At 65.2% G+C, this 19,849-nt stretch carries 22 protein-coding genes; 6 read left to right on the top strand and 16 right to left on the bottom strand.

Annotated features, from left to right (window positions below; translation table 11 throughout):
* Positions 1–123: 123 nt before the first annotated feature.
* From parC to crcB, 10 genes are all read right to left on the bottom strand, one after another.
* Positions 124–2,361 carry a DNA topoisomerase IV subunit A gene (gene parC, locus ACQGNJ_RS12380; RefSeq protein WP_426689550.1) on the bottom strand — a complete coding sequence of 746 codons (2,238 nt, stop codon included), beginning with the start codon at positions 2,359–2,361 and terminating at the stop codon, positions 124–126.
* Positions 2,362–2,474: 113 nt separating this feature from the next.
* Entirely contained in the window at positions 2,475–3,341 is an 867-nt protein-coding gene (locus ACQGNJ_RS12375; RefSeq protein WP_426689549.1) for a TraB/GumN family protein, read from the bottom strand.
* A 72-nt stretch (positions 3,342–3,413) separates the two neighbouring features.
* Complete coding sequence (locus ACQGNJ_RS12370; protein WP_426689548.1) at positions 3,414–3,659, bottom strand: hypothetical protein; 246 nt, start codon at positions 3,657–3,659, stop codon at positions 3,414–3,416.
* A gap of 98 nt (positions 3,660–3,757) precedes the next feature.
* Positions 3,758–4,144 (bottom strand): YciI family protein, encoded by a 387-nt coding sequence (locus ACQGNJ_RS12365; RefSeq protein ID WP_426689547.1) that lies wholly within the window; start codon positions 4,142–4,144, stop codon positions 3,758–3,760.
* A gap of 126 nt (positions 4,145–4,270) precedes the next feature.
* The gene (locus ACQGNJ_RS18240) at positions 4,271–4,654 is read right to left on the bottom strand and encodes a GFA family protein (RefSeq protein ID WP_483433121.1); all 384 of its coding nucleotides are present in this window, start codon (positions 4,652–4,654) and stop codon (positions 4,271–4,273) included.
* Between the two features lie 119 nt (positions 4,655–4,773).
* Positions 4,774–5,607 carry a hypothetical protein gene (locus ACQGNJ_RS12360; protein WP_426689546.1) on the bottom strand — a complete coding sequence of 278 codons (834 nt, stop codon included), beginning with the start codon at positions 5,605–5,607 and terminating at the stop codon, positions 4,774–4,776.
* Positions 5,608–5,853: 246 nt separating this feature from the next.
* Positions 5,854–6,909 carry a proline iminopeptidase-family hydrolase gene (locus ACQGNJ_RS12355; RefSeq protein ID WP_426689545.1) on the bottom strand — a complete coding sequence of 352 codons (1,056 nt, stop codon included), beginning with the start codon at positions 6,907–6,909 and terminating at the stop codon, positions 5,854–5,856.
* Positions 6,910–6,990: 81 nt separating this feature from the next.
* On the bottom strand, positions 6,991–8,109 hold the full coding sequence (gene cfa / locus ACQGNJ_RS12350; protein ID WP_426689544.1) for a cyclopropane fatty acyl phospholipid synthase: 1,119 nt from the start codon (positions 8,107–8,109) through the stop codon (positions 6,991–6,993).
* Between the two features lie 32 nt (positions 8,110–8,141).
* Entirely contained in the window at positions 8,142–8,480 is a 339-nt protein-coding gene (locus ACQGNJ_RS12345) for a DUF190 domain-containing protein (protein WP_426689543.1), read from the bottom strand.
* Between the two features lie 13 nt (positions 8,481–8,493).
* Positions 8,494–8,880: a fluoride efflux transporter CrcB gene (gene crcB / locus ACQGNJ_RS12340; RefSeq protein ID WP_426689542.1), complete on the bottom strand. Its 387-nt coding sequence runs from the start codon at positions 8,878–8,880 to the stop codon at positions 8,494–8,496.
* Between the two features lie 249 nt (positions 8,881–9,129).
* Here crcB and ACQGNJ_RS12335 point away from each other — a divergent pair, with 249 nt between their 5' ends.
* Positions 9,130–10,392, top strand: coding sequence for a multidrug effflux MFS transporter (locus tag ACQGNJ_RS12335; protein ID WP_426689541.1), 1,263 nt, complete (start codon positions 9,130–9,132; stop codon positions 10,390–10,392).
* A gap of 5 nt (positions 10,393–10,397) precedes the next feature.
* Here ACQGNJ_RS12335 and ACQGNJ_RS12330 read toward each other — a convergent pair whose 3' ends face one another.
* Positions 10,398–11,531, bottom strand: a complete 1,134-nt coding sequence (locus ACQGNJ_RS12330) for a DUF2235 domain-containing protein (RefSeq protein WP_426689540.1) — start codon at positions 11,529–11,531, stop codon at positions 10,398–10,400.
* Between the two features lie 119 nt (positions 11,532–11,650).
* On the opposite strand from ACQGNJ_RS12330, the gene ACQGNJ_RS12325 reads away from it, so the two are divergent.
* Both ACQGNJ_RS12325 and chaB read left to right on the top strand, forming a co-directional pair.
* Positions 11,651–12,505: an isocitrate lyase/PEP mutase family protein gene (locus tag ACQGNJ_RS12325; RefSeq protein WP_426689539.1), complete on the top strand. Its 855-nt coding sequence runs from the start codon at positions 11,651–11,653 to the stop codon at positions 12,503–12,505.
* A gap of 94 nt (positions 12,506–12,599) precedes the next feature.
* Positions 12,600–12,827, top strand: coding sequence for a putative cation transport regulator ChaB (gene chaB, locus ACQGNJ_RS12320; RefSeq protein WP_426689538.1), 228 nt, complete (start codon positions 12,600–12,602; stop codon positions 12,825–12,827).
* 18 nt (positions 12,828–12,845) lie between these two features.
* Here the strand turns inward: chaB and ACQGNJ_RS12315 are convergent, their stop codons facing one another.
* From ACQGNJ_RS12315 to ACQGNJ_RS12295, 5 genes are all read right to left on the bottom strand, one after another.
* Positions 12,846–13,292, bottom strand: a complete 447-nt coding sequence (locus tag ACQGNJ_RS12315) for a hypothetical protein (RefSeq protein ID WP_426689629.1) — start codon at positions 13,290–13,292, stop codon at positions 12,846–12,848.
* Between the two features lie 133 nt (positions 13,293–13,425).
* A complete protein-coding gene (gene minE, locus ACQGNJ_RS12310) occupies positions 13,426–13,710 on the bottom strand; it encodes a cell division topological specificity factor MinE (protein WP_426689537.1) in 285 nt (94 codons plus the stop codon).
* A gap of 5 nt (positions 13,711–13,715) precedes the next feature.
* Complete coding sequence (gene minD, locus ACQGNJ_RS12305) at positions 13,716–14,531, bottom strand: septum site-determining protein MinD (RefSeq protein ID WP_426689536.1); 816 nt, start codon at positions 14,529–14,531, stop codon at positions 13,716–13,718.
* A 37-nt stretch (positions 14,532–14,568) separates the two neighbouring features.
* Positions 14,569–15,339 (bottom strand): septum site-determining protein MinC, encoded by a 771-nt coding sequence (gene minC, locus ACQGNJ_RS12300; RefSeq protein ID WP_133949519.1) that lies wholly within the window; start codon positions 15,337–15,339, stop codon positions 14,569–14,571.
* Positions 15,336–15,956, bottom strand: coding sequence for a GNAT family N-acetyltransferase (locus ACQGNJ_RS12295; protein ID WP_426689535.1), 621 nt, complete (start codon positions 15,954–15,956; stop codon positions 15,336–15,338). The genes minC and ACQGNJ_RS12295 overlap by 4 nt, the downstream gene beginning before the upstream one ends.
* A 211-nt stretch (positions 15,957–16,167) precedes the next feature.
* Here ACQGNJ_RS12295 and ACQGNJ_RS12290 point away from each other — a divergent pair, with 211 nt between their 5' ends.
* The 3 genes from ACQGNJ_RS12290 to ACQGNJ_RS12280 all read left to right on the top strand — a co-directional run bounded on the left by ACQGNJ_RS12290 (position 16,168) and on the right by ACQGNJ_RS12280 (position 19,750).
* The gene (locus ACQGNJ_RS12290; RefSeq protein ID WP_426689534.1) at positions 16,168–17,391 is read left to right on the top strand and encodes a sensor histidine kinase; all 1,224 of its coding nucleotides are present in this window, start codon (positions 16,168–16,170) and stop codon (positions 17,389–17,391) included.
* 108 nt (positions 17,392–17,499) lie between these two features.
* On the top strand, positions 17,500–18,141 hold the full coding sequence (locus ACQGNJ_RS12285; protein WP_007806385.1) for a response regulator: 642 nt from the start codon (positions 17,500–17,502) through the stop codon (positions 18,139–18,141).
* 238 nt (positions 18,142–18,379) lie between these two features.
* Complete coding sequence (locus tag ACQGNJ_RS12280) at positions 18,380–19,750, top strand: SRPBCC family protein (protein WP_426689533.1); 1,371 nt, start codon at positions 18,380–18,382, stop codon at positions 19,748–19,750.
* Positions 19,751–19,849 lie beyond the last annotated feature (99 nt).

Genomic DNA, 19,849 nt, shown 5'->3' with positions numbered 1-19,849 from the left:
TCATCGGCTGCATGGGGCGGGCCATGTCCGCCACTCTTCGACGATGCGTCGCGGTCAGGAGCGGCGGGCATGGTCCACCCTGCGCAGGAGGAGCCATCACGCATGGAATGCATCGCGATGGGTTCAGCCGGTGGTCTCGATCCGCTCGACCCGGCGCAGGCCGCGCGGCAGCAGGTTGCCGCGGGTGGCGCGGGTGCCGCCGTATTCGACCAGGTCGGACCACCTCAGGGTCAGCTTGCGCGCCCCGGCGTACATCGTGACTTCGCCCTTGCCCTCGCTGACCACGGCCACACCGGCCACGCGTTCGCCTTCGGCCAGCTGCTTCTTCGGAATCTCGATCAGCTTGTTGCCCTTGCCCTTGTCGAGTTCCGGCAGTTCGGCCACCGAGAACATCAGCAGGTGGCCTTCGGTGGTGACCACCACGATGCGGTCGCGCGCCGGGTCGGCGCTGAGCTGTGGCGCCAGCACCTTCGCCTTGTCGCTGAGCGAGATGATCTGCTTGCCGGCCTTGTTGCGGCCGGTCAGCGCCTCGAACCGGGTGACGAAGCCGTAGCCGAAGTCGCTGGCGAGCACCAGCCGGTTGTCGTTGTCGCCGGCGATCAGTGCGTCGAAGCTGGCCCCCGCGGGCGGGCTGAAGCGGCCGGTGAGCGGCTCGCCATTGCCGCGTGCCGAAGGCAGCGTGTGTGCCGGCGTGGAATAGGCGCGCCCGGTGGAATCGATGAAGGCGATCTGCTGCGTGGTGCGTGCCTTCACCGCGGCGAGCAGGCCGTCGCCCTCGCGGTAGTTCAGGCCGTCGGCGTCGATGTCGTGGCCCTTGGCCGCGCGGGCCCAGCCCTTCTGGCTGAGCACCACGGTGACCGGTTCGCTGGCCACCAGCGCACTTTCGTCCAGTGCCTGGGCGACTTCGCGCTGCACCAGCGGCGAGCGGCGATCATCGCCGAACTTGGCCGCATCCGCGCGCAGCTCTTCCTTGATCAGGGTCTTCAGCTTGGCCGGCGATTTCAGCAGCACGTTGATGCGTGCGCGTTCCTCTTCGAGCTGATCGCGCTCGGCGTTGATCTTCATTTCCTCCAGCCGGGCCAGCTGGCGCAGCCGGGTTTCGAGGATGTAGTCGGTCTGCTCCTCGCTGAGCCGGAAGCGCGCCATCAGCACCGGCTTGGGCTCGTCCTCGCTGCGCACGATGCGGATCACTTCATCGAGGTTGAGGTAAGCGGTGTGCAGGCCTTCCAGCAAATGCAGGCGGCGGTCGACCTTGCCCAGACGATGTTCCAGGCGCCGGGTGACGGTGCTGGTGCGGAAGCTCAGCCACTCGGTGAGGATGCGCTTGAGGTCCTTCACCTGCGGCCGGCCATCCAGGCCGATCATGTTGAGGTTGACGCGGAAGCTCTTCTCCATGTCGGTGGTGGCGAACAGGTGCTGCATGGTCTCGTCCGCGTCGACGCGGTTGGAGCGTGGCACGATCACCAGCCGGATCGGATTCTCGTGATCGGATTCGTCGCGCAGGTCCTCGATCATCGGCAGTTTCTTCGCGCGCATCTGCGCGGCGATCTGCTCGAGGATCTTCGACGGGCTGACCTGGTGCGGCAGCGCGGTGATCACGATGTTGCCCTCTTCGCGCTGGTACACCGCGCGGGCACGCACCGAGCCGCCGCCGGTCTGGTACATCGCCAGCAGGTCGGCGCGCGGGGTGATGATCTCCGCCTCGGTCGGGTAGTCCGGGCCGAGCACGTGCTCGCACAACTCGGCAACCGTGGCGTCCGGCTCATCCAGCAGGCGAATGCACGCGGTGGCCAGCTCGCGCAGGTTGTGCGGCGGGATGTCGGTGGCCATGCCCACCGCAATGCCCATCGAACCGTTCAACAGCACATGCGGCACGCGCGCCGGCAGCCAGCTCGGCTCTTCCAGCGTGCCGTCGAAGTTCGGCACCCAGTCGACCGTGCCCTGGGTCAGCTCGCCCAGCAGCGCCTCGGCGATCGGGCTGAGTTTCGACTCGGTGTAGCGCATCGCCGCGAAGCTCTTCGGGTCGTCCGGCGAGCCGAAATTGCCCTGGCCCTCGACCAGCGGATAGCGGTACGAGAACGATTGCGCCATCAGCACCATCGCTTCGTAGCTGGAGCTGTCGCCATGCGGATGGAACTTGCCGATCACGTCGCCGATGGTGCGCGCGGACTTCTTCGGCTTGGCGGTGGCATTCAGGCCAAGCTCGCTCATCGCGTAGATGATGCGCCGCTGCACCGGCTTCAGTCCGTCGCCGACGAACGGCAGCGCACGGTCCAGCACCACGTACATCGAGTAGTCGAGATAGGCCCGCTCGGCGTATTCCTTCAGCGGGATCTGTTCGTAATTGGCTTGCAGGTTCATGGGTTGGATCTTGGAAAGTGGTGCGCGGCGCGCGGATAACCGGTCGATGGTGCCAGAAAGCGCCCGCTTCTTGTAGGAGCCCGCTGGCGGGCGATGCTCTCCGCGCGCTCCGGCTACTGCCGCACAGCCTCGATCCCCAATTTCCTCAGCTGCGCCTGCACGCTGTCCGGTCCGGCCAGGTGGGCGGCGCCCACGGCAATGAAAACGGTGCCCGGCTGCTGCAGCATCGCGGCGACCTTGGTCGCCCAGGCCTGGTTGCGTTGTACCAGCAGCAGCTGATACAGCTTCGGCTCGTGCTGGCGCATGTCGTCGTTGCCGAGGCGGGCGATGGTGTCCACGTCGCCGGCCTTCCAGGCGTCGATCAGTTCGGTGAGGCGGAACGCACCCTTGTCCGCGTCGCGCATGGTCGAGCGCAGCAGCGCCAGTTCGATCGCGCGGGGCAGGTCGGCAAGGAAGCGGATCTGCTGTTCGGCGGTTTCCAGTCCCAGCACGTTCTTGCCGGTGGCAGTCATCTGCGCCTTCAACTGCTTGTCCACGCCATGCTCCGGGTCGAGCCCGGCCTTCAGCAGCGGCGTCACCGTCAGCGTCAGCGCGGCCAGCCACGGGCGCATCACGTTCAGCGTCTGCATGCCGCCGGGCACGCCGAGCCTGTTCGCCAGCAGGCTCAGTCGATGCGCCTGCGACAGGCTGAGCTGGCTGGACAACGGGCGCGTCGCATCCATCCCGTAGCGCGGCACCAGCGCGACCATGTTCGCCGGGTTGTCGTCGGTCAGCTCGACGTAGAGCGTCTGGCTGTCCGCCAGCGCCCGATCCAGCGCCGGGTCATGCCAGCCGGCATCCTTCGGCATCAGATGCACGGTGCCGAACAGGTAGATCGTGGTGTCGGCATCCTTCACCACCCACAGCGCGGGATGGGCGATGACGGCCGCGGGCAGCAGCAGAAACAGGCACAGCGAGATGCGGGCGAGCAGGTGTTTCATGCCGGCAGTGTTGCGGCAAGCGCAATGCAGTTCAATCCGGTACTCCGGCTTGACCGCGATGGCCCGTGCCGGTCAGTCGCCCGAACGCCAACGCGGTGGTTCGCCCTTCAGCCAGCATACGGTGATCAGACCGAGGGCAAGCAACGCCTGACTGATCGCGAACACCAGCGGATCGGTCGCTGGCGGCAGGAAGCGCAGGACGAGCGCCACACATGCCGCATAGACGCCAAGGCAAACCCAGCCCTGCCACCGCACCGGCAGACCCCAACCCCAGCCGTACCGTTTGGCGGGAAACCAATACTTGTTCGGGCTATCCATTTCGGTTCCCCGGGAGAGTGGGTGGTGTTTCGGTTCAAGTGGACCGTGCGTGTCTGTACCGGAGAGCGGGGCGACGACTCCGCGCCGGCAGCACAGGATCAGGTCGGGGTTTCGTTGGTCAAGGCATACGCGCTGGCGCGCGCCAGGTCGAGCGGCCGCACCTCGCAGACCAGGCCATAAGCCAGGCACGGGTTCTCCGCCGCGATGCGCGCCGCTTCCTCCAGGCTGTCCGCGCGGATGAACCAGTAACCACCGACCACTTCCTTGGCCTCGGCAAACGGGCCGTCCGTGCTCGCCTGCCGCGACACCACCTTGCCCGCGCGCGCCAGCCGATGCCCGGGCCCGATCCTGCCTTCGCCGACCAGCCGGTCGTACCACGCATAGAACCGGTCGATCGCGCCCTGGATCTGTTCCGGCGAGGCGTCCTTGTCCCATTGGCCGCGGGAGAGCAGGAGGTAGTCGGAGGACGGGGCTGGCTGGTTCATGGTCGGCTTCCGTTGGCTGGGCTGGGAAGAAGTTGCTGGGGCATGGACGATGACGGTTCAAGAATGCGGGTCGATCACTTCCTCCGTCCCTTGCTTCCAAACGGGGTCGACCCCAACGGCAAGCCCTCAATCCAGGAATTTCCAGGTGTCTGCACCATCGAAGCGCCTGATGACGACCGACTCCAGAAGCGCGGGTTCGAAATTCCGCAGGTTCACTCCGTGGCGAGCGGAGGGTACGGGTTCAATGGGCTCCCAATGGGTGACGATACCGCAGTTCCTGCACCGAACATTCCTCAGCGTTCGGTCGCCCCACACGTAGCTTTCCGTATTCTCCGGATGGCCCTGGATGGAGACCGAGCCAAGTTCGTAGTAGGCCCATATTCCCCCTGTGCGCCGGCATAGCGAACAGTTGCAACTGGTCGCCGTGTCGGGTGCTGCCGGCAGCGTGAGGCGCACCAGGCCGCAGTGGCAGGAACCGTGCAGCGATGGTGGATGCTGTTCTTGGCTCATCGGAATGTACCGCTGGTTGCTGTGTCGCCTGACGAGGCTGTAAGAGACCTCCGCCAGAACGCGTCAGGTCTGCTTGTTCTTGGTTGGTAACTGAGCCTGACCACGTTGCTTGCCTCGCGCTATGAATTGAAGCTAAATCCGGCGCCTTCAATGACTTCCCTCGACCCCATGGTGAAATATTGACTGGCGTCCAATGGTTCGAACGCGAAACAACCGCAAATGAGGCAGGATCTGGCTGTTGTTGAATTTTCGAGTGAGGCAAACACGGAAGGAATCATGATTCCACCAAGTATTTTTCCACCGCCCCCCAGGTCCATGCGGAATTCAGGAATAGGTGCCGAAAACACCGTCAACCAGACATCGCAAGCCCTGGCTGAAACGGCAGGCGTATAGGCGTATTGACGAATTTTTCCGTGATCCTCATTCGAGAGTAGCCGCCACCCAGGATAATCGTAAATTTGACTATATTTTAGCGAAGGATCGGCAAATGCCGGATCGACCAATACGATGTTCAAGTCAATCTTGTTCTCCAGGCAATAACTGAGCAAGCGTGGCGGGCATTGCTGTCGCTCGATAGACTCCTTGCCGTGATTATTGTCAAAACAGGCGACGCTGATAAATACGACCTCGCCATTTCCCAGTTCTCCGGCGGAAATTCTCAAGAATTTCTTGAACGCATCAAGACTTCCATCGTCGATGTCGGGAGTCCTTGCGGAAAGAATTTCTGCGACAAGCATCTTGCCGGTCTGAAGATTGAGATCACCGACAGTAACGGAGAGGTTGTTGATCGGCTTGCCATCAAGGACTACTTCAAGTTCCTTATCCGTCGGCGGGATGCTGCTCGGGTATAGTCGAGCGTAGGCAATCGCTACGACTCCAACGATGGTGTCATTCGGTCCCGCGTTGATATCGACAGGTTTTTCGTCTTTGAATTTGACGAATACGAGTGGCATGTCAGTATCTCCATATCGAGGGAGCGAGGCAGCAGTCATGGCAGCTAGAAGGCCGCCAACCAAGCCGATTAATGAGCTCGTGATACCACTAAAAATGCCCTTCGTGGTGTAGTCAAATCCTGCAGCCTGTCCCGAGTTCCTGGCGTCATATTTTTCGGCCGTTGCATTGCAAACCAATGTCTTGGCTTCTCCTGCGCAACCTGATTCCGCAACCTGATCCCGCCGTGCAGGGATTCATGCTTTGCCTCACTCGGCTTCCACTTTCCGCAGGAAGCCGATCAGTCCCTGGAAGTAGGTTTGCTGGTCGTCATACATCGCCATGTGGCTTCCTTTGGGGCATAGCAGGAACTGCCCGTGCGGCAGTTTCTTCGCCATGCCGGCCATGTACTTCGGGTCCATCGTGTCGTATTGCGCGCCGATGACCAGGGTGGGCACGGTGATGCGGTGCAGGTCCTTGCTGCGGTCCCAGTTCAGCAGGCGGCCGCTGGCGCCCAGTTCGCTGGGGCCCTGCATCAGGGTGTAGATGTGTTCGTTCATGTGGCCAAACGAACGGGTGACGGGTTCGGGCCATTGCGCCTGGGGCATGCGCAGCACGTGCTGTTCGTAGTGCATGGGGCCGAGGATGGCCATGTAGCGCGGGTCGCTCGTGCGGTGTTCGGCTTCCAGTTGCTGCACTTCGGCCAGTTGCTGCTGATCCATCGCCGGCATCAGCACGGTCTTGGCGTAGACGTTGTAGGCCGGGATGGAATCGACCATGTTGGAAATGACCAGGCACTTCAGGTTCTGCTGGTATTTCAGCGCGTACTCGATGGCGAGCACGCCGCCCCACGAATGGCCGAGCAGGCAGAAATTGCTCTTGTCCAGGTGCAGTGCCACGCGTACCTGTTCCACTTCGTCGACGTAGCGGTCGATAGTCCACAGCGAATCATCCGCGCCCTTGTCGGCGGTGGGCTGGTCGCTGTAGGCCGAGCCGAGCTGGTCGTAGTAGTAGTACTCGATGCCGGCACCGGGGAAGTAGCTGTCAAACGCTTCGAAGTATTCGTGGGTGGCGCCGGGGCCGCCGTGCAGCAGCAACACCTTCAGCTTGGGATTGTTGCCCACGCGCTTGGTCCAGACGTGGAAGGTACCTTTGGGCGTGGTGATCGGGATCATCTTCACGCCGCCGCCGAGCACGTCGTCGTGGCCGCGGTGGTCGAAGTAGCTGGCGCCGTTCGTGGCGCTGCCGGGTGTGGCACCGGTGGCCGTGGCGGCGGAGACGGCCAGCGCGAGGCTGGCCAGCAAGGTGGCGATGCAGCGCTTCATCGGTACTCCCCAAGTGCAGGACCAGTGCGGACTATGCGTCGACGCCTGGGCTGCGGCAAGCGCCGGGCCGCCTGCGCGGCTTCAGCGCGGCACGCGATAGCCGCCGGGTATGCCGTTCGGGCTCAGCGTGATCTGCCACAGCTGGTCGCGGCGGCTGCGGAACACCGCGGCGGAGACGGCCAGGTAGTAGCGCCACATGCGCCGGAAGCGTTCGTCGTAGCTTGCCGGCAGGGTTGACCACGCCGCTTCGACATTGGCGCGCCAGGCGGTCAGCGTGCGGTCGTAGTCGGCGCCGAAGTTGTGCCAGTCCTCGACCACGAACAGGTCTTCCAGCGCGGCGGTGACCTGGCTGGCGGCGGGAATCATCGAGTTGGGGAAGATGTATTTCTCGATCCATGGATCGGTCTGCGCCGGTGCGCTGTTGCTGCCAATGCAATGCAGCAGCGAGAGGCCGTCGTCCTTCAGGCAGCGACGCACGGTTTCGAAATAGGTGCGGTAGTTCTTGCCGCCGACATGCTCGAACATGCCGATGGAAAACACGGCATCGAATTTGTCGTTGATTTCGCGGTAATCCTGCAGGCGGATCTCGATTGGCAAGCCGGCGCAGAGTTCGCGCGCGTACTCGGCCTGTTCCTGCGAGACGGTGATGCCGACGCCTTCGACGCCGTAGCGTTCGGCCGCATATTTCAGCGCCTCGCCCCAGCCGCAGCCGATGTCGAGCACGCGCTGGCCGGTTTTCAATTGCAGCTTGCGGCAGACCAGGTCGAGCTTGGCGGCCTGCGCATCGTCGAGGTTGTCAGCCTTGGCCCAGTAGCCGCAGGAGTACACCAGATGCTTGCCCAGCATGGCGCGGAACAAGTCGTTGCCCAGGTCGTAATGCGCCTTGCCGATCTCGAAGGCGCGTTCACCGCGCTGCAGGTTGATGAAGCGCGCCTTGAGGTGGGCGAGCAGGGTGTCCAGCGTCTTCAGTTCCTGGTCCAGCCCGGCGGTCAGCAGGCGCGTGCACAGGCCGGGCAGGTCGTCGGCGTCCCACCAGCCCTCCATGTAGGCTTCGCCCAGGCCCAGCGAACCGTGCGCGAACACGCGCGGGTACAGGCGGTCGTCGTGCACGCGCAGGTCAATCGGTGCACTGCCGTCGATGTGGATGCCGGCCTGCTCGAGCAGCTGGCTGGCGCGATGCTTCAAGTCGTCCTGGCTCATGGCCTTGCCTCGCGGCGAGTGGGTCGTTCGGATCAATGCTTGCCGAGCACTTCGAAGCTTGCCGGCCAGCGCGCATACCTGGCGTCGACGGCGGCTTCGCGCACCAGCTGCAGCAAGCTCTCGACCTGATCTTCGCGCAGCAGGAACTCGATCTTGATCGGCAGGTCGTCGGCCAGTTCGAAGAACTGTTCCTCGTGCAGCACGCCATGCCGGCCGAAGCCGGCGATGGCGCGGAACACCGAGCCGCCGCCGAGGCCACGTTGCCTGGCCTGTTCCAGCAGCCATTCCCACAGCAGCATGCCGTCGTGCTTGCTGCGCGAATGGCAGTAGAAAGTCAGCTGCACGCCCTGCTGCACGTTCGGCGGGTTCATGCTCATTCCTCGATCAATGGCGCAGCAGGCTGCGGGTGAGGGCGATGCCCAGCACGGTCATCGACAGCGCGCCGAGCACATGCGCGGCGACGTGGCCACTGAACCACAGGTATTGCTGACGCAGCAGCAGGGTGGCCGACTCGGCCGAGAAGGTGGAGAAGGTGGTGAGCCCGCCGAGGAAGCCGGTGAACACGAACAATCGCAGCGCCGGCGACAGCGTCTGGAAGTGATCGAACAGACCCATCACGCAGCCCATCAGCAGGCCCCCGGCGAGGTTCGCCGCCAGAGTGCCCAGCGGCAGGGTGGGGAACAGGGGATTGAGCAGGACGCCCAGTCCCCAGCGCAGCCAGCAGCCGATGGCGCCGCCGATGCCGATGGCCATGAATCCGGTAAAACCCACGAGCGCGTCTCCTGACAAGGGATGTGTCCGGTTGCCGCGGTGGCAGGCATGCCTGCGCCGCCGGGAACCGGGGGAGCAGGCATCATCAACTTCAACGCAGGGATCGCGAGAAGCGGTTTGTCCCGGTTTGCCGCAGCGTTCCGGAACGGGAGGCATGCCATCTCCCACGCCGCATCCTAGTCGATCCGGCCGCCCCGCCGTCAAGCGCCGCCCCTATAATTCGCAACCCATCGCGACCAGTATCCCGTCATGACTCCAGCCCAGCACAATGTGCGACGCAGCCTGCCGTGGCTGCTGGCCGGGCTGTCGATGATCGGCCCGTTCTCGATCGACGCGGTGTTTCCCGCGTTTCCGCTGATCGGTGCGCGCTTCCAGGTCGACGACATCGCCCTGCAGCAGTTGATCAGCGTATACCTGCTGACCTATGCGGTGATGAGCCTGTTCCACGGCGCGATCTCCGATGCGATCGGACGCAAGCCGGTGATCGTCAGCGGCATGCTGGTGTATGCGCTGGCCTCGATCGGCGCGGCGTCGTCCACCTCGTTCGCCATGCTGCTGACCTGCCGCGCTCTGCAGGGCATGTGCGCCGGCGCCGGCCTGGTGGTGGGGCGGGCGGTGATTCGCGACAGCCTGGAAGGGCCGGCGGCGCAGCGATTGATGTCGCAGGTGATGATGATTTTCGGCGTGGCCCCGGTGGTCGCGCCGATGATCGGTGCGCTGCTGCTGCCGCTGGGCGGCTGGCACGGCATCTTCTGGCTGCTGGCCGGCTTCACCGTGATGCTGGCGATATCGTTGATCCTCCTGCTGGAGGAAACCCATCCGCCGCAACGACGCTCGCGCTTCGCGCCGCGGCCGTTGCTGGCCGGTTACATGGCGTTCGCGCGGGACCGCTCGTTCTGGCCGCTGCTGGTTTCCAGTTCGGTGAATTTCGCTGGATTGTTTCTCTACATTTCATCGGCACCGCGCATCGTGCGCGAGCTGCTGCATCTTTCCGCGCAGGGTTTTCCGTGGCTGCTCGTGCCGGTGGTGACCGGGTTGATCGGCGGTGCCTGGCTGTCCGGGCGGATGGCCGAACGCTGCAGCGCCAAGCGCACTGTGAGCCTGGGCTATGCCTCGATGCTGCTGGCCTGCGCGCTGCACCTGCTGCTGGCGTGGGTGTTTCCGCAGCCGCGGTTGCCGTGGTCGATGCTGCCGCTGATCCTGCATGGCATCGGCGTGCAGCTGGCGTTCCCGACCCTCACCTTGTTGCTGCTGGATCGTTTTCCGCACCATCGCGGCGGCATCTCTTCGGTGCAGGCGTTTGCCAGCCTGCTGCTGTGCGGATTCGTCGCTGGCGTGATGTCGCCGCTGTTTTCGGTGAGCATGCTGCACCTGGCGCTGGGAGCGTCCTTGCTGACCCTGGTCGGTGCGCTGGCGTGGGGCTGGTATCACGGGGTGACCCGCGCGCGGCTGCCGGTGAGCGGGGCCGATGCGGCTGCGGTGATGGCGGCCGAGATCGTCGAGCCGCGTTGAACGCGTCAGGCCACCGGCGTACCCGCGTGCGGCGCCACCGCTTCGGCTGACATCAGCACGGTGGCGTTGGCCAGCGCGCGTACCAGCGACGGCGAGCGGTAACTGCCATCGGCGAGCCAGCGTTGCCAGACCGAATCGTCGACCTTCTCGTTGACACCGGTGCCGAGCAGGCGGTCGATCGGCGATTTGAATTCCTTGTACAGGCCGCTCATGAATTCCCGGTAGGAATTGCGCGGTACGCCGGTGTTCGCATCGGCGGCGGGAATCAGCAAGCGGTTGCAGGCCAGGCCGGCATCGATGGCCTTGCGCTGCAGCCAGGCCAGCGGCAGGTCGGGCAGCGGATCGGGTTGGCGGCCGGCGCCGTCGCGGTCATTTCCGCCACCGACATCCGCGTGCGAACCGATGAACCAGCGCTGCTCGATCTCGATCTGTTCGTTCTTCTTGGTGGTCAGCGACTCGCCGGGCTTCACTGTGAATGGATTGCGCGTCCACACGGTCGGCGCGAAGTCGCCGCGGTGCTCGTCCAGCGCCAGTGCCTGGTAAGCGTATTTGACGATCTTGCTCAGTTCGGTGTCGTGGAACTGGTAGCGGGCGCGGGCATAGGGAAACCACGAGGCGGTATCGGGGATGCCAAGCGAGCCGACGGTGTCCCACACACCGATGAAGTGGACGTCGATCTCGACCGAATGATCGGCGCGAAACTCCACCGCCAGCGGATCGTCCGGCTTGCTGGCGGCGTCGCGATAGAAATCGTAGGCGGCGGCAACGTCGGCCTTCGCCACGCTCTCGTCGTTGCCGCAGCGGAGCAGGCCACATTTGCGGATCAGGCCGCCGAGGCTGCGCGCGGTATAGGCACCACGGCTGAAACCGAACAGGTAGAGCTGGTCGCCGGGCTGCCAGTGCTCGCACAGCCAGCGATAGCCGTCGATCACGTTGCCGGAAAGTCCATAGCCGAACGCACCACCCAGCAGATGGGTCAGGCCGCGTGTCACCCCCACGCCGGGAATGTAGTTCACCAGCTGCATATGGCCGGCGGCGTCGGCGGGTGCGATCAGCCGGCGCAGCCGTTCCACATTGGTGTTGGACTCGGGCTTGTTCCAGGTACCGTCGAACAACAGCACCAGCCGGCGGATGGTCATGGTGTCCTCCAGCGCGATGCGCGAGGGTTGCCTTGGCTGACTCTAAGCTGGGTCACCACGCGCGGCCAGTGCCGGGTAAGCTCTGGCGCTGATCCCGGATTTCGCCACGGACAACGCCGATGGAACACCAGATTCAGGTTGATCGGGCGCGCGCCTTCCGCGCGATGCATGGGCGCGGTCGCCACGGCGGCAACCCGGTGTTGCTGCTGCCCAACGCCTGGGATGCCGGCAGCGCACGACTGTTCGCGCAGCGCGGCTTCGCCGCGATCGCCACCACCAGTGGCGGCATGGCCTGGTCGCTGGGCCATGCCGACGGCGAACAGGCGCCGCTGGCGGAGGTGCTGGCGGCGATCGCGCGGATGACGCGCGTGGTCGAGTTGCCGCTGACGGTGGATATCGAGACCGGCTATGGCGACACGCCGCAGGCAGTGGCCGGCACCGTGCAGGCGGTTATCGCTGCCGGTGCGGTGGGCATCAATATCGAGGATGGCGCAGCCGGACATGGGCCACTGCGTCCCGTCGCCGAGGCCGTCGCGCGGGTGCGCGCCGCCCGCGAGGCGGCCGACGCCAGTGGCGTGCCGATCGTGATCAACGCCCGCGTCGATCACTGGCTGCAGCCTGAGGCCATCGATCCGGCGGGTCGCCTTGACGATGCCGTGCAGCGCGGCAAGGCCTATCTGGCCGCGGGTGCCGACTGCATCTATCCGATCGGCCTGGGCGACCGGGCGATCCTGGCGGCGCTGGCACAGGCGTTGGACGCACCGATCAATGTGGCCGCCGGTGCGGGCATGCCTGATCTGGCCGAGCTGGCCCGGCTTGGCGTGGCCCGCGTCAGCACCGCGACCCGGCTGGCCACGCTGGCGCTGGGAGCGGTGGACCGGGCCGTGCGCGTGATGCTTGAGAGCGGCCGCTTCGATGGTTTGACGGCGGACTTCAGTTATGCCGATGCCCAGCGACTGTTCGTGCCGGATTGACCGGCGGGCATTCGCGCGATGCGAACACGGAATTGACGTTCGCTGGACTGCCGAAGCCGCACGCTGGTGCGCGTGTTGAATTCGGAGCATTGCCATGCCGTACCGAACGATCAGCGAACTGCCCGATAGCGTGCGTGACCACGTGCCAAAGCACGCGCAGGAGATCTACAAGGAGGCCTTCAACAGCGCCTGGCACGAGTACGCCAACAAGGACGAACGCCGCGGCGGCGAGTCGCGCGAGGAAGTCGCGCACAAGGTGGCGTGGGCGGCGGTGAAGAAGAAATACAGCAAGGGCAGCGACGGCGACTGGCACGCCGACTGAGTGTTGCGCGAAGCGGCTTCAGTGCGGCAGCTGGCGGGCGCTCAGGAAGCTGCGCGCGTTGTCGGCATCGTGCTCGAACCAGGCGCGGGTCGAGCCGAGCCGGAACGAATAGCCCCACGCATCCATGTCGGCCATCAGGCGCGCGCGGCCGACCCCGGGGAGTTCGTCGGCCAGCACGATCTGCAGGTAGCAGGTGGCGTCTTCTTCCTCGATCGAATCGGTGGCGTCGGTATGCACCTGCGCGCGCCGCTCCGGCGGCAGCACGATCAGGTGGCCGGCCTCGTGCAGCAGCGAATGCACCGGGGTGTCGTCACGCGCATAGACGGTGGTGCCGATGATGCCGGCCTCGTCGTCGCCCCAGAAGCTGCCGGGAATCGGCACGCCGTCGGCCACGCGTTCAAGCTGGAGGTCGAAGCGGGCGAGCAGGGCCGCCGGCAGCGCGAAGCCGATCTGGCCCACGCGCATCACGCGGCTGGCCGGGTCGCTGGCGGATGAGTGGTTGGCGGGATGCATGGGTGGGCGCGGCGGGCGCGATGGTTCGGCCTGGAAGAAAGAGCCGGGCGACCTGCGGCCGCCCGGCTTGAGTGCAACGGATGGCTCAGCCGGTCTGCGCTTCGCCCTTGGCGGGCAGCTTGCCGTCGGGCAGGGTCACCGAGAGCTCGAGGATTTCGTGGCCGCTGTCGCGCTCGAAGTTGATGTTGATCGCATCGAGATCGACGTGGACGTATTTCTTGATCACCTCGAGCAATTCATTGCGCATCATCGGCAGGTAGTCCGGCGCGCCGCGGGTGGAGCGCTCCTGCGCCACGATGATGCGCAGGCGCTCGCGCGCCACGTTGGCCGTGGCTTCGGGCTTGCGCTTCAGGAAATCGAGAATACCCATCGTGATCAACCTCCGAACACGCGCTGGAGAAAGCCCTTCCTGGGCACGTCGATGAAGCGCAGCGGACGCTCCTCACCGAGGATGCGGGCGACCGTGTCGCCGTAGGCCTGGCCGGCCAGTGAATTGGCGTCGACGATGACCGGGATGCCGTTGTTGGAGGCGGTCAGCACGTTCTCCGATTCCGGGATCACGCCCACCACCTGGATGCCGAGGATTTCCTCGACGTCCTTCACGCTGAGCATTTCGCCGATGGCGACGCGGGCCGGGTTGTAACGGGTCAGCAGCAGGTGCTGGGTGATCGGCGTCTCGCCTTTTTCGGCGCGCCGGGTCTTGCTGGCGAGCAGGCCGAGGATGCGGTCGGAGTCGCGCACCGAGGAGACTTCCGGGTTGACCACGACGACGGCGTGATCGGCGAAATACATCGCCAGATGGGCGCCTTTCTCGATGCCCGCCGGCGAATCGCAGACGACGTAGTCAAATTCCATTTCGGACAGGCCATCGAGCACCTTCTCCACGCCTTCCTGGGTCAGCGCATCCTTGTCGCGGGTCTGGCTGGCCGCCAGCACGAACAGGTTTTCGTAGCGCTTGTCCTTGATCAACGACTGTTTCAGCGTGGCCTCGCCATGCACCACGTTGACGAAGTCGTACACCACGCGCCGCTCGCAACCCATGATCAGGTCGAGGTTGCGCAGGCCGACGTCGAAGTCGATCACGGCGACTTTCTTGCCGGCCATCGCCAGGCCGGTGGCGAGCGAGGCGCTGGTCGTCGTCTTGCCGACGCCGCCTTTGCCGGAGGTGACAACGATAATCTCAGCAGTCAAGGGCCCATCTCCGCATGTTTGTTTTTGTTGTGGGTGATCACAGCTTGGCGATCATCAGCTTTTCGCCATCGAGCCAGCATTGCACGGACTGGCCTTCGAGGTCGTCAGGAATCTGTTCGAACACCCGATATTGCCCGGCGATCGCCACCAGCTCGGCGCGGAAGTCGGAGACGAAGATGCGCGCCTTTTCATCGCCCTGCGCACCGGCCATGGCGCGACCACGCAGGCCGCCGTAGATGTGGATGTTGCCGTCGGCAATCACCTCGGCGCCGTTGGCGACGGCGCCGGTGACGATCAGGTCGCGTTCGCGCGCATAGACCTGCTGGCCCGAGCGCACCGAGCCGACGTGCTGCTGTGCGCCGAGCACGCTGCCGGCGGCCGGGGTCGACAGGATCGGCTCGCGCTGCACGGCCGGGGCCGGCGCGGCGCGGGGAGCCGGCTCGGCGGCGACGGGCGCGCCCTGGGCCGGCTCGTAGGCGGCGCGGAACTTGGCGATCAGTGGCAGGCCCATGCGTTTGGCCAGCGCTTCGGTTTCGGCGGTGCCGTAGGCCAGTCCCACCGGCAGCATGCCGGCGCTGCGCACCGCTTCGAGCAACGCGTCGACAGTGCCGTCATCGGGCAGCTCAAGCAGGTGGCTCAGGTCGAGCACCACGGCGGCGCGGGCAAACATCTGCGGCGCGGCGCGCACGCGGCGCTCCAGCTCGTCGCACAGGGCGGCGGCATCGACGCGGCGCACGCGCACGCAGGCAATGCCGACCTGGCCGAAACGCAGGTCGCAGGCGTCGGCGACATCCATGCTGGCATTCATGCGCGGTGCTCCCCGGCGAGTCGCCGTGGATGGGATTCAATCGGGTCCGGGCGGTCACGCTCGGCCAGCCACGGCACATCGGGCAGGCCGCCGCGTTCCAGCCAGGTGTCACGCACGTAGGCGTAGCTGGGCAGGTCGCGCGCCAGCAGGCTGACTTGCGGACCGTGGTCGCCCATGCGCTGCTGACCGACTTCCTGGAAACCGTAGGTGCCATGGAACAGCACCACCACGTCGTCGCGCGGTTCCAGGAACACCTCGCAGGTCAGCAGTGGCACGCGCACTTCGGCATAGCTGTGCACGTCGCAATAGAAGACGCGCCCCAGTCCGTGGCGACGGTAGGCGTTCGCGATCACGATGCGGTCGATGTACAGGAACTGCGGGTAATGTTCGGCGAACCAGCGGTAGTTCGGGCTTTCGTAATTGCCCCCTTCGCGCAGGGCAATCAGGAAACCGGCCAACTGGCCGTCGATTTCGGCCACGCGGAAGTACTCGGCGTGCTCGTGGAAATAGCGCAACTGTGCAGCGTCGAGGGCGAGGATGGAGCGACCGGCAGCGTTGTTGAGCGCCAGTACGGCATCCAGGTCGTGCTCGCGCACGTCGCGGATGGCAAGGGCCATTCGTTGCTCCGCAAGGGTGGATTCGGGGACGAGGCCGCACAGCCGCCTCGCTTTAATGGCCCATTATGACATGCGCCGGTGACCCTTACATCTCGCAAGGGCACATGTAAAAGCTTCGTAAAGCGGCGTCCGGCCGCGGCCGGGGCCGGCCCGCCGGTGCATGACTTTTCGCGCATTGCGCGAATCGCTCGCGCAGCCAATGATGCGTGACATGCGCTGGCCATTCTTCAACCATATCCGTCTGCTTCGCTACGCGGGCTTCTTCACCTTCCTGTCGGTGGGGACGCCGCTGATCACGAACTGGGCCACCGAGCGGCTGACCCAGCTGCAGCGGCCGAATTTCTCGCTGCTGCTGTGGACGCTGTGCTACCTGATCTTCGGCCTGATGTACTGGATGCTGACCAGCAACCTCGGTTCGCGCCGTTATCCGGTATTGAAGCTGCTCGGGCTGGCGCTGATGACCGCGGCGGCGGTCGCGGTGGGCTGGTACAGCCACAGCGGCCTGTCGGCGATGCTGATGGTGGTGGCCTCGCTGGTGCTGCCGTGGCTGCTGCCATTCTGGCTGGCGGTGTTCTGGCTGGTGCTGCAGCACCTCAGCCTGGTGGCGATCTTCGCCACGTTCCCCGAATACGACCACAGCATCGCGCTGGGATTTCTCCAGGCCAGCATCTATCTGGGTATTTCGGTGCTGGTGTTCGTCACCTCGACGGTGGCCAGCCAGCAGGCCGAGCAGCGCGAAGTGCAGCGCCGGCTCAACTCCGAATTGCGCGCGACCCGGGCGCTGCTGGCCGAGTCCAGCCGGATCGCCGAGCGCATGCGCATCGCGCGCGACCTGCATGATCTGATCGGCCATCACCTGACCGCGCTGAGCCTCAATCTGGAGGTGGCCAGCCACCTCACCAACGAAGCCGCCGGAGCCCACGTGCGCAAGGCACAGACCACCGCCAAGCTGCTGCTGGCCGATGTGCGCGAGGTGGTCAGCGAGTTGCGCCAGGACGATGCGATCGACCTGACCCAGGCGCTGCGCAGCCTGACCGACGGGGTGCCCGGGCTCAACGTGCACGTGGTGATGCCGCCGCGTTTCAGCGTGGAAGACCCGCGCCGGGCCCAGGTGCTGCTGCGCTGCGCGCAGGAAATCATCACCAACGCCGCGCGCCATGCCGGTGCCCGCAATCTCTGGCTCAATTTCGCCTATGCCGGGGAAAGCCTGATCGGCCTGCATGCACGCGACGACGGTCGCGGCGCCGAGAACGTCGAACCGGGCAATGGTCTGTCCGGGATGCGCGAGCGCCTGGCCGAGTTCGGTGGGAGCCTGACCCTGGACAGCGGGCCGAGCCAGGGCTTCGCGCTGACCGTGCGGCTGCCGCTGGGGGAACACGCCGCGCTGGCGCACGCGCCGACCCGGCTTGAGCCACCGGCGCTCAATGTGTCGTAATCTGTGCTGTCAGCGCCGGGGTGCGAAAGTGCGTCGGTGTTGGCAGCGTCGCGCTTCGCCAGCTGCCAGCATCCCATCGTCATGCCATAGTTTTCCCGAGGATCCGCGATGATTTCCGTTTGTCTCGTCGACGACCAGAATCTGGTTCGCCAGGGCGTCCGCTCCCTGCTGGATCTGGCTGAAGATATCCGCGTGGTGGCCGAGTGCGCCGACGGTGCGCAGGCCGTGCAGGACATTCCGCGGATCAAGCCCGACGTGGTGCTGCTGGACCTGCGCATGCCGAACATGAGCGGGCTGGAAGTGTTGCAGGCGCTGTCTGCGCGCAACGAGCTGCCGCCCACCATCATCCTGACCACCTTCGACGACGACCAGCTGGTGCTGCAGGGCCTCAAGGCCGGCGCGCGCGGCTACCTGCTCAAGGATGTCTCGCTGGAGCAACTGGTCGAGGCGGTGCGCACGGTGGCTGCCGGCGGTTCGCTGGTGGCGCCGATGGTGACCCAGCGGCTGATGGCCGGGGTGTCACGGATGCAGAACAATTTCACCAGCCTTGAGCAGCCCGATCCGCTGACCGAGCGCGAAACCGAGATCCTGCGCCTGCTCTCCGGCGGCTACAGCAACAAGGAGATCGCCAATTCGCTCAAGGTGGCCGAAGGGACGGTGAAGAACCACGTTTCCAACATCCTTTCCAAGCTTGGCGTGCGCGATCGCACCCGCGCCGTGCTCAAGGCGCTGGAAATGGGCATTGTCTGACCCTGAAGCGGAGTGCGAATGCGGTGTCCCGGCGTGCACGCGACTGCCGGGTTTTCGGCCCTGCGAACCGGACGTTCGGGCAGATGGCGTTCCAGCCCGTGAGCAAGTAACATCCGTAGCTTCGGCGTTTGCCGACCCCCTGCCATGGCCCTCGGACCCCACCGAAGGGCGGGCCCGCGCGGAAGGCCGGGGCAACACTATTTAGGTATGGCGTAAAGACGCTTCGGAGAACTCTGGAATGATGCGTGTCTTTGAATTTCTTGTTGCCCTGGTCATCGTTGCGGTTCTCGGTGTCCTGGCGGCTGTGGTCATGCCCGGCAGCGGTCATGTGGAACGCCAGCTGGTCATCGGCAAGGACATGCGTCAGGTCTATGACGTGCTCGACAATTACCGTCGCCTGCCGGATTACTCCGTACTGCGCTCGCTCGATCCGAACGTCAAGTTCAGCTTTTCCGGCAAGGCCTTTGGCCCGGGCGCCGAGGTCAGCTGGACCTCGACCGACGCGAAACTAGGCAACGGCGGGCTGACCATCGCCAGCGCGACGCCGGACTTCGACCAGATCGACAGCAACACCAAGACTGCCAGCATCATCTGGAACCTGGACAACGACTGGCGCGGCCTGGACAAGCACTTCACGCTGGATCTGGAGCGTCAGGGCAACCGCGGCCAGCTCACCCAGGTGACCTGGTCGTATGACGTGTCCTATGGCTGGAACCTGATCAACCGCTTCGCCAACCTGTACATCCATGGCGATCCGGACTCCTTCATCCAGTTCAGCCTGAACAACCTGCAGAACGTGCTGGCCGGCGTGCCGAACATCGACTACAGCCAGCTGGTTCCGTACATCGAGCAGACCCAGCCCACCCCGGTGCTGCTGGTATCGAGCTCGATCCAGCGCAAGGATGGCCTGGAAGGGCTGGACGACGCGGTGGCCAAGGCAACCGCCGAAGTCCAGGCGAGCGCCAAGAAGCTGGGTGTGAACATCACCGGCTCGCGCATCCTGATCACCACCAACTATGGCGATCAGACCTACACCTTCGACGTGGCCTTCCCGATCGACAGCAGCACGCTGACCGTGAATGGCCAGAGCGAGCAGCTCACCGCGGCCACGCCGCCGTCGCTGGACACCTCCGCCGACCCCGCCGCGGCGAGCAGCGCCGCTGCCGCAGCCGACAGCGCGGTGGCCGTGGGCAGCCGCGACCGCTTCGGCCGCCTGGTGGTGGACGGCAACGTGCGCGCCGCACTGGCATTCGGTGGTGCCGCACTCAAGGGCGTGTGGAACGGCACCTTCGCCGGTGTGCCGCAGACCCGCGAAATGCTGAAGGCCTATGCGCAGACCCATGGCTACAAGTACGACGAAGTGGTCAATCGCCCCTACGACGTGATCGCCACGCCGGAAGTGAAGGACGCCGGCGGCAACATCACCACCTACGCCAAGTACGACGTCTACCTGCCGATCACCGATGCCCCGGAGAAGACCCCGGAGCAGGAAGCCGGCCTGCAGCCGCCGAGCCTGGACGACAGCGCCGCTCCGGCCGCTGCCGGATCCACCCCGGCTCCGGCCAGCACCGCCGCAGCACCGGCAGAAGCAGCCAGCGCGGGCAAGTAATCACGCCGCGCGCGGCTTGCTGCGATACACGAAGGCCCTTCCATCGCGGAAGGGCCTTTTTCTTTCCGGCCTGACGTCCGTGTCTTGCGTTACATTGCA

The sequence above is a fragment of the Rhodanobacter ginsengiterrae genome, assembly GCF_050026815.1.
Taxonomy (GTDB): domain Bacteria; phylum Pseudomonadota; class Gammaproteobacteria; order Xanthomonadales; family Rhodanobacteraceae; genus Rhodanobacter; species Rhodanobacter ginsengiterrae.
This window is presented reverse-complemented; position numbering and strand designations above follow the sequence as displayed.

Coding starts and splice junctions, on each gene's coding strand:
- parC (WP_426689550.1), bottom strand. CDS start 2,361: ATGAACCTGCAAGCCAATTACGAACAGATCCCGCTGAAGGAATACGCC.
- ACQGNJ_RS12375 (WP_426689549.1), bottom strand. CDS start 3,341: ATGAAACACCTGCTCGCCCGCATCTCGCTGTGCCTGTTTCTGCTGCTG.
- ACQGNJ_RS12370 (WP_426689548.1), bottom strand. CDS start 3,659: ATGGATAGCCCGAACAAGTATTGGTTTCCCGCCAAACGGTACGGCTGG.
- ACQGNJ_RS12365 (WP_426689547.1), bottom strand. CDS start 4,144: ATGAACCAGCCAGCCCCGTCCTCCGACTACCTCCTGCTCTCCCGCGGC.
- ACQGNJ_RS18240 (WP_483433121.1), bottom strand. CDS start 4,654: ATGAGCCAAGAACAGCATCCACCATCGCTGCACGGTTCCTGCCACTGC.
- ACQGNJ_RS12360 (WP_426689546.1), bottom strand. CDS start 5,607: ATGCCACTCGTATTCGTCAAATTCAAAGACGAAAAACCTGTCGATATC.
- ACQGNJ_RS12355 (WP_426689545.1), bottom strand. CDS start 6,909: ATGAAGCGCTGCATCGCCACCTTGCTGGCCAGCCTCGCGCTGGCCGTC.
- cfa (WP_426689544.1), bottom strand. CDS start 8,109: ATGAGCCAGGACGACTTGAAGCATCGCGCCAGCCAGCTGCTCGAGCAG.
- ACQGNJ_RS12345 (WP_426689543.1), bottom strand. CDS start 8,480: ATGAACCCGCCGAACGTGCAGCAGGGCGTGCAGCTGACTTTCTACTGC.
- ACQGNJ_RS12335 (WP_426689541.1), top strand. CDS start 9,130: ATGACTCCAGCCCAGCACAATGTGCGACGCAGCCTGCCGTGGCTGCTG.
- ACQGNJ_RS12330 (WP_426689540.1), bottom strand. CDS start 11,531: ATGACCATCCGCCGGCTGGTGCTGTTGTTCGACGGTACCTGGAACAAG.
- ACQGNJ_RS12325 (WP_426689539.1), top strand. CDS start 11,651: ATGGAACACCAGATTCAGGTTGATCGGGCGCGCGCCTTCCGCGCGATG.
- chaB (WP_426689538.1), top strand. CDS start 12,600: ATGCCGTACCGAACGATCAGCGAACTGCCCGATAGCGTGCGTGACCAC.
- ACQGNJ_RS12315 (WP_426689629.1), bottom strand. CDS start 13,292: ATGCGCGTGGGCCAGATCGGCTTCGCGCTGCCGGCGGCCCTGCTCGCC.
- minE (WP_426689537.1), bottom strand. CDS start 13,710: ATGGGTATTCTCGATTTCCTGAAGCGCAAGCCCGAAGCCACGGCCAAC.
- minC (WP_133949519.1), bottom strand. CDS start 15,339: ATGAATGCCAGCATGGATGTCGCCGACGCCTGCGACCTGCGTTTCGGC.
- ACQGNJ_RS12295 (WP_426689535.1), bottom strand. CDS start 15,956: ATGGCCCTTGCCATCCGCGACGTGCGCGAGCACGACCTGGATGCCGTA.
- ACQGNJ_RS12290 (WP_426689534.1), top strand. CDS start 16,168: ATGCGCTGGCCATTCTTCAACCATATCCGTCTGCTTCGCTACGCGGGC.
- ACQGNJ_RS12285 (WP_007806385.1), top strand. CDS start 17,500: ATGATTTCCGTTTGTCTCGTCGACGACCAGAATCTGGTTCGCCAGGGC.
- ACQGNJ_RS12280 (WP_426689533.1), top strand. CDS start 18,380: ATGATGCGTGTCTTTGAATTTCTTGTTGCCCTGGTCATCGTTGCGGTT.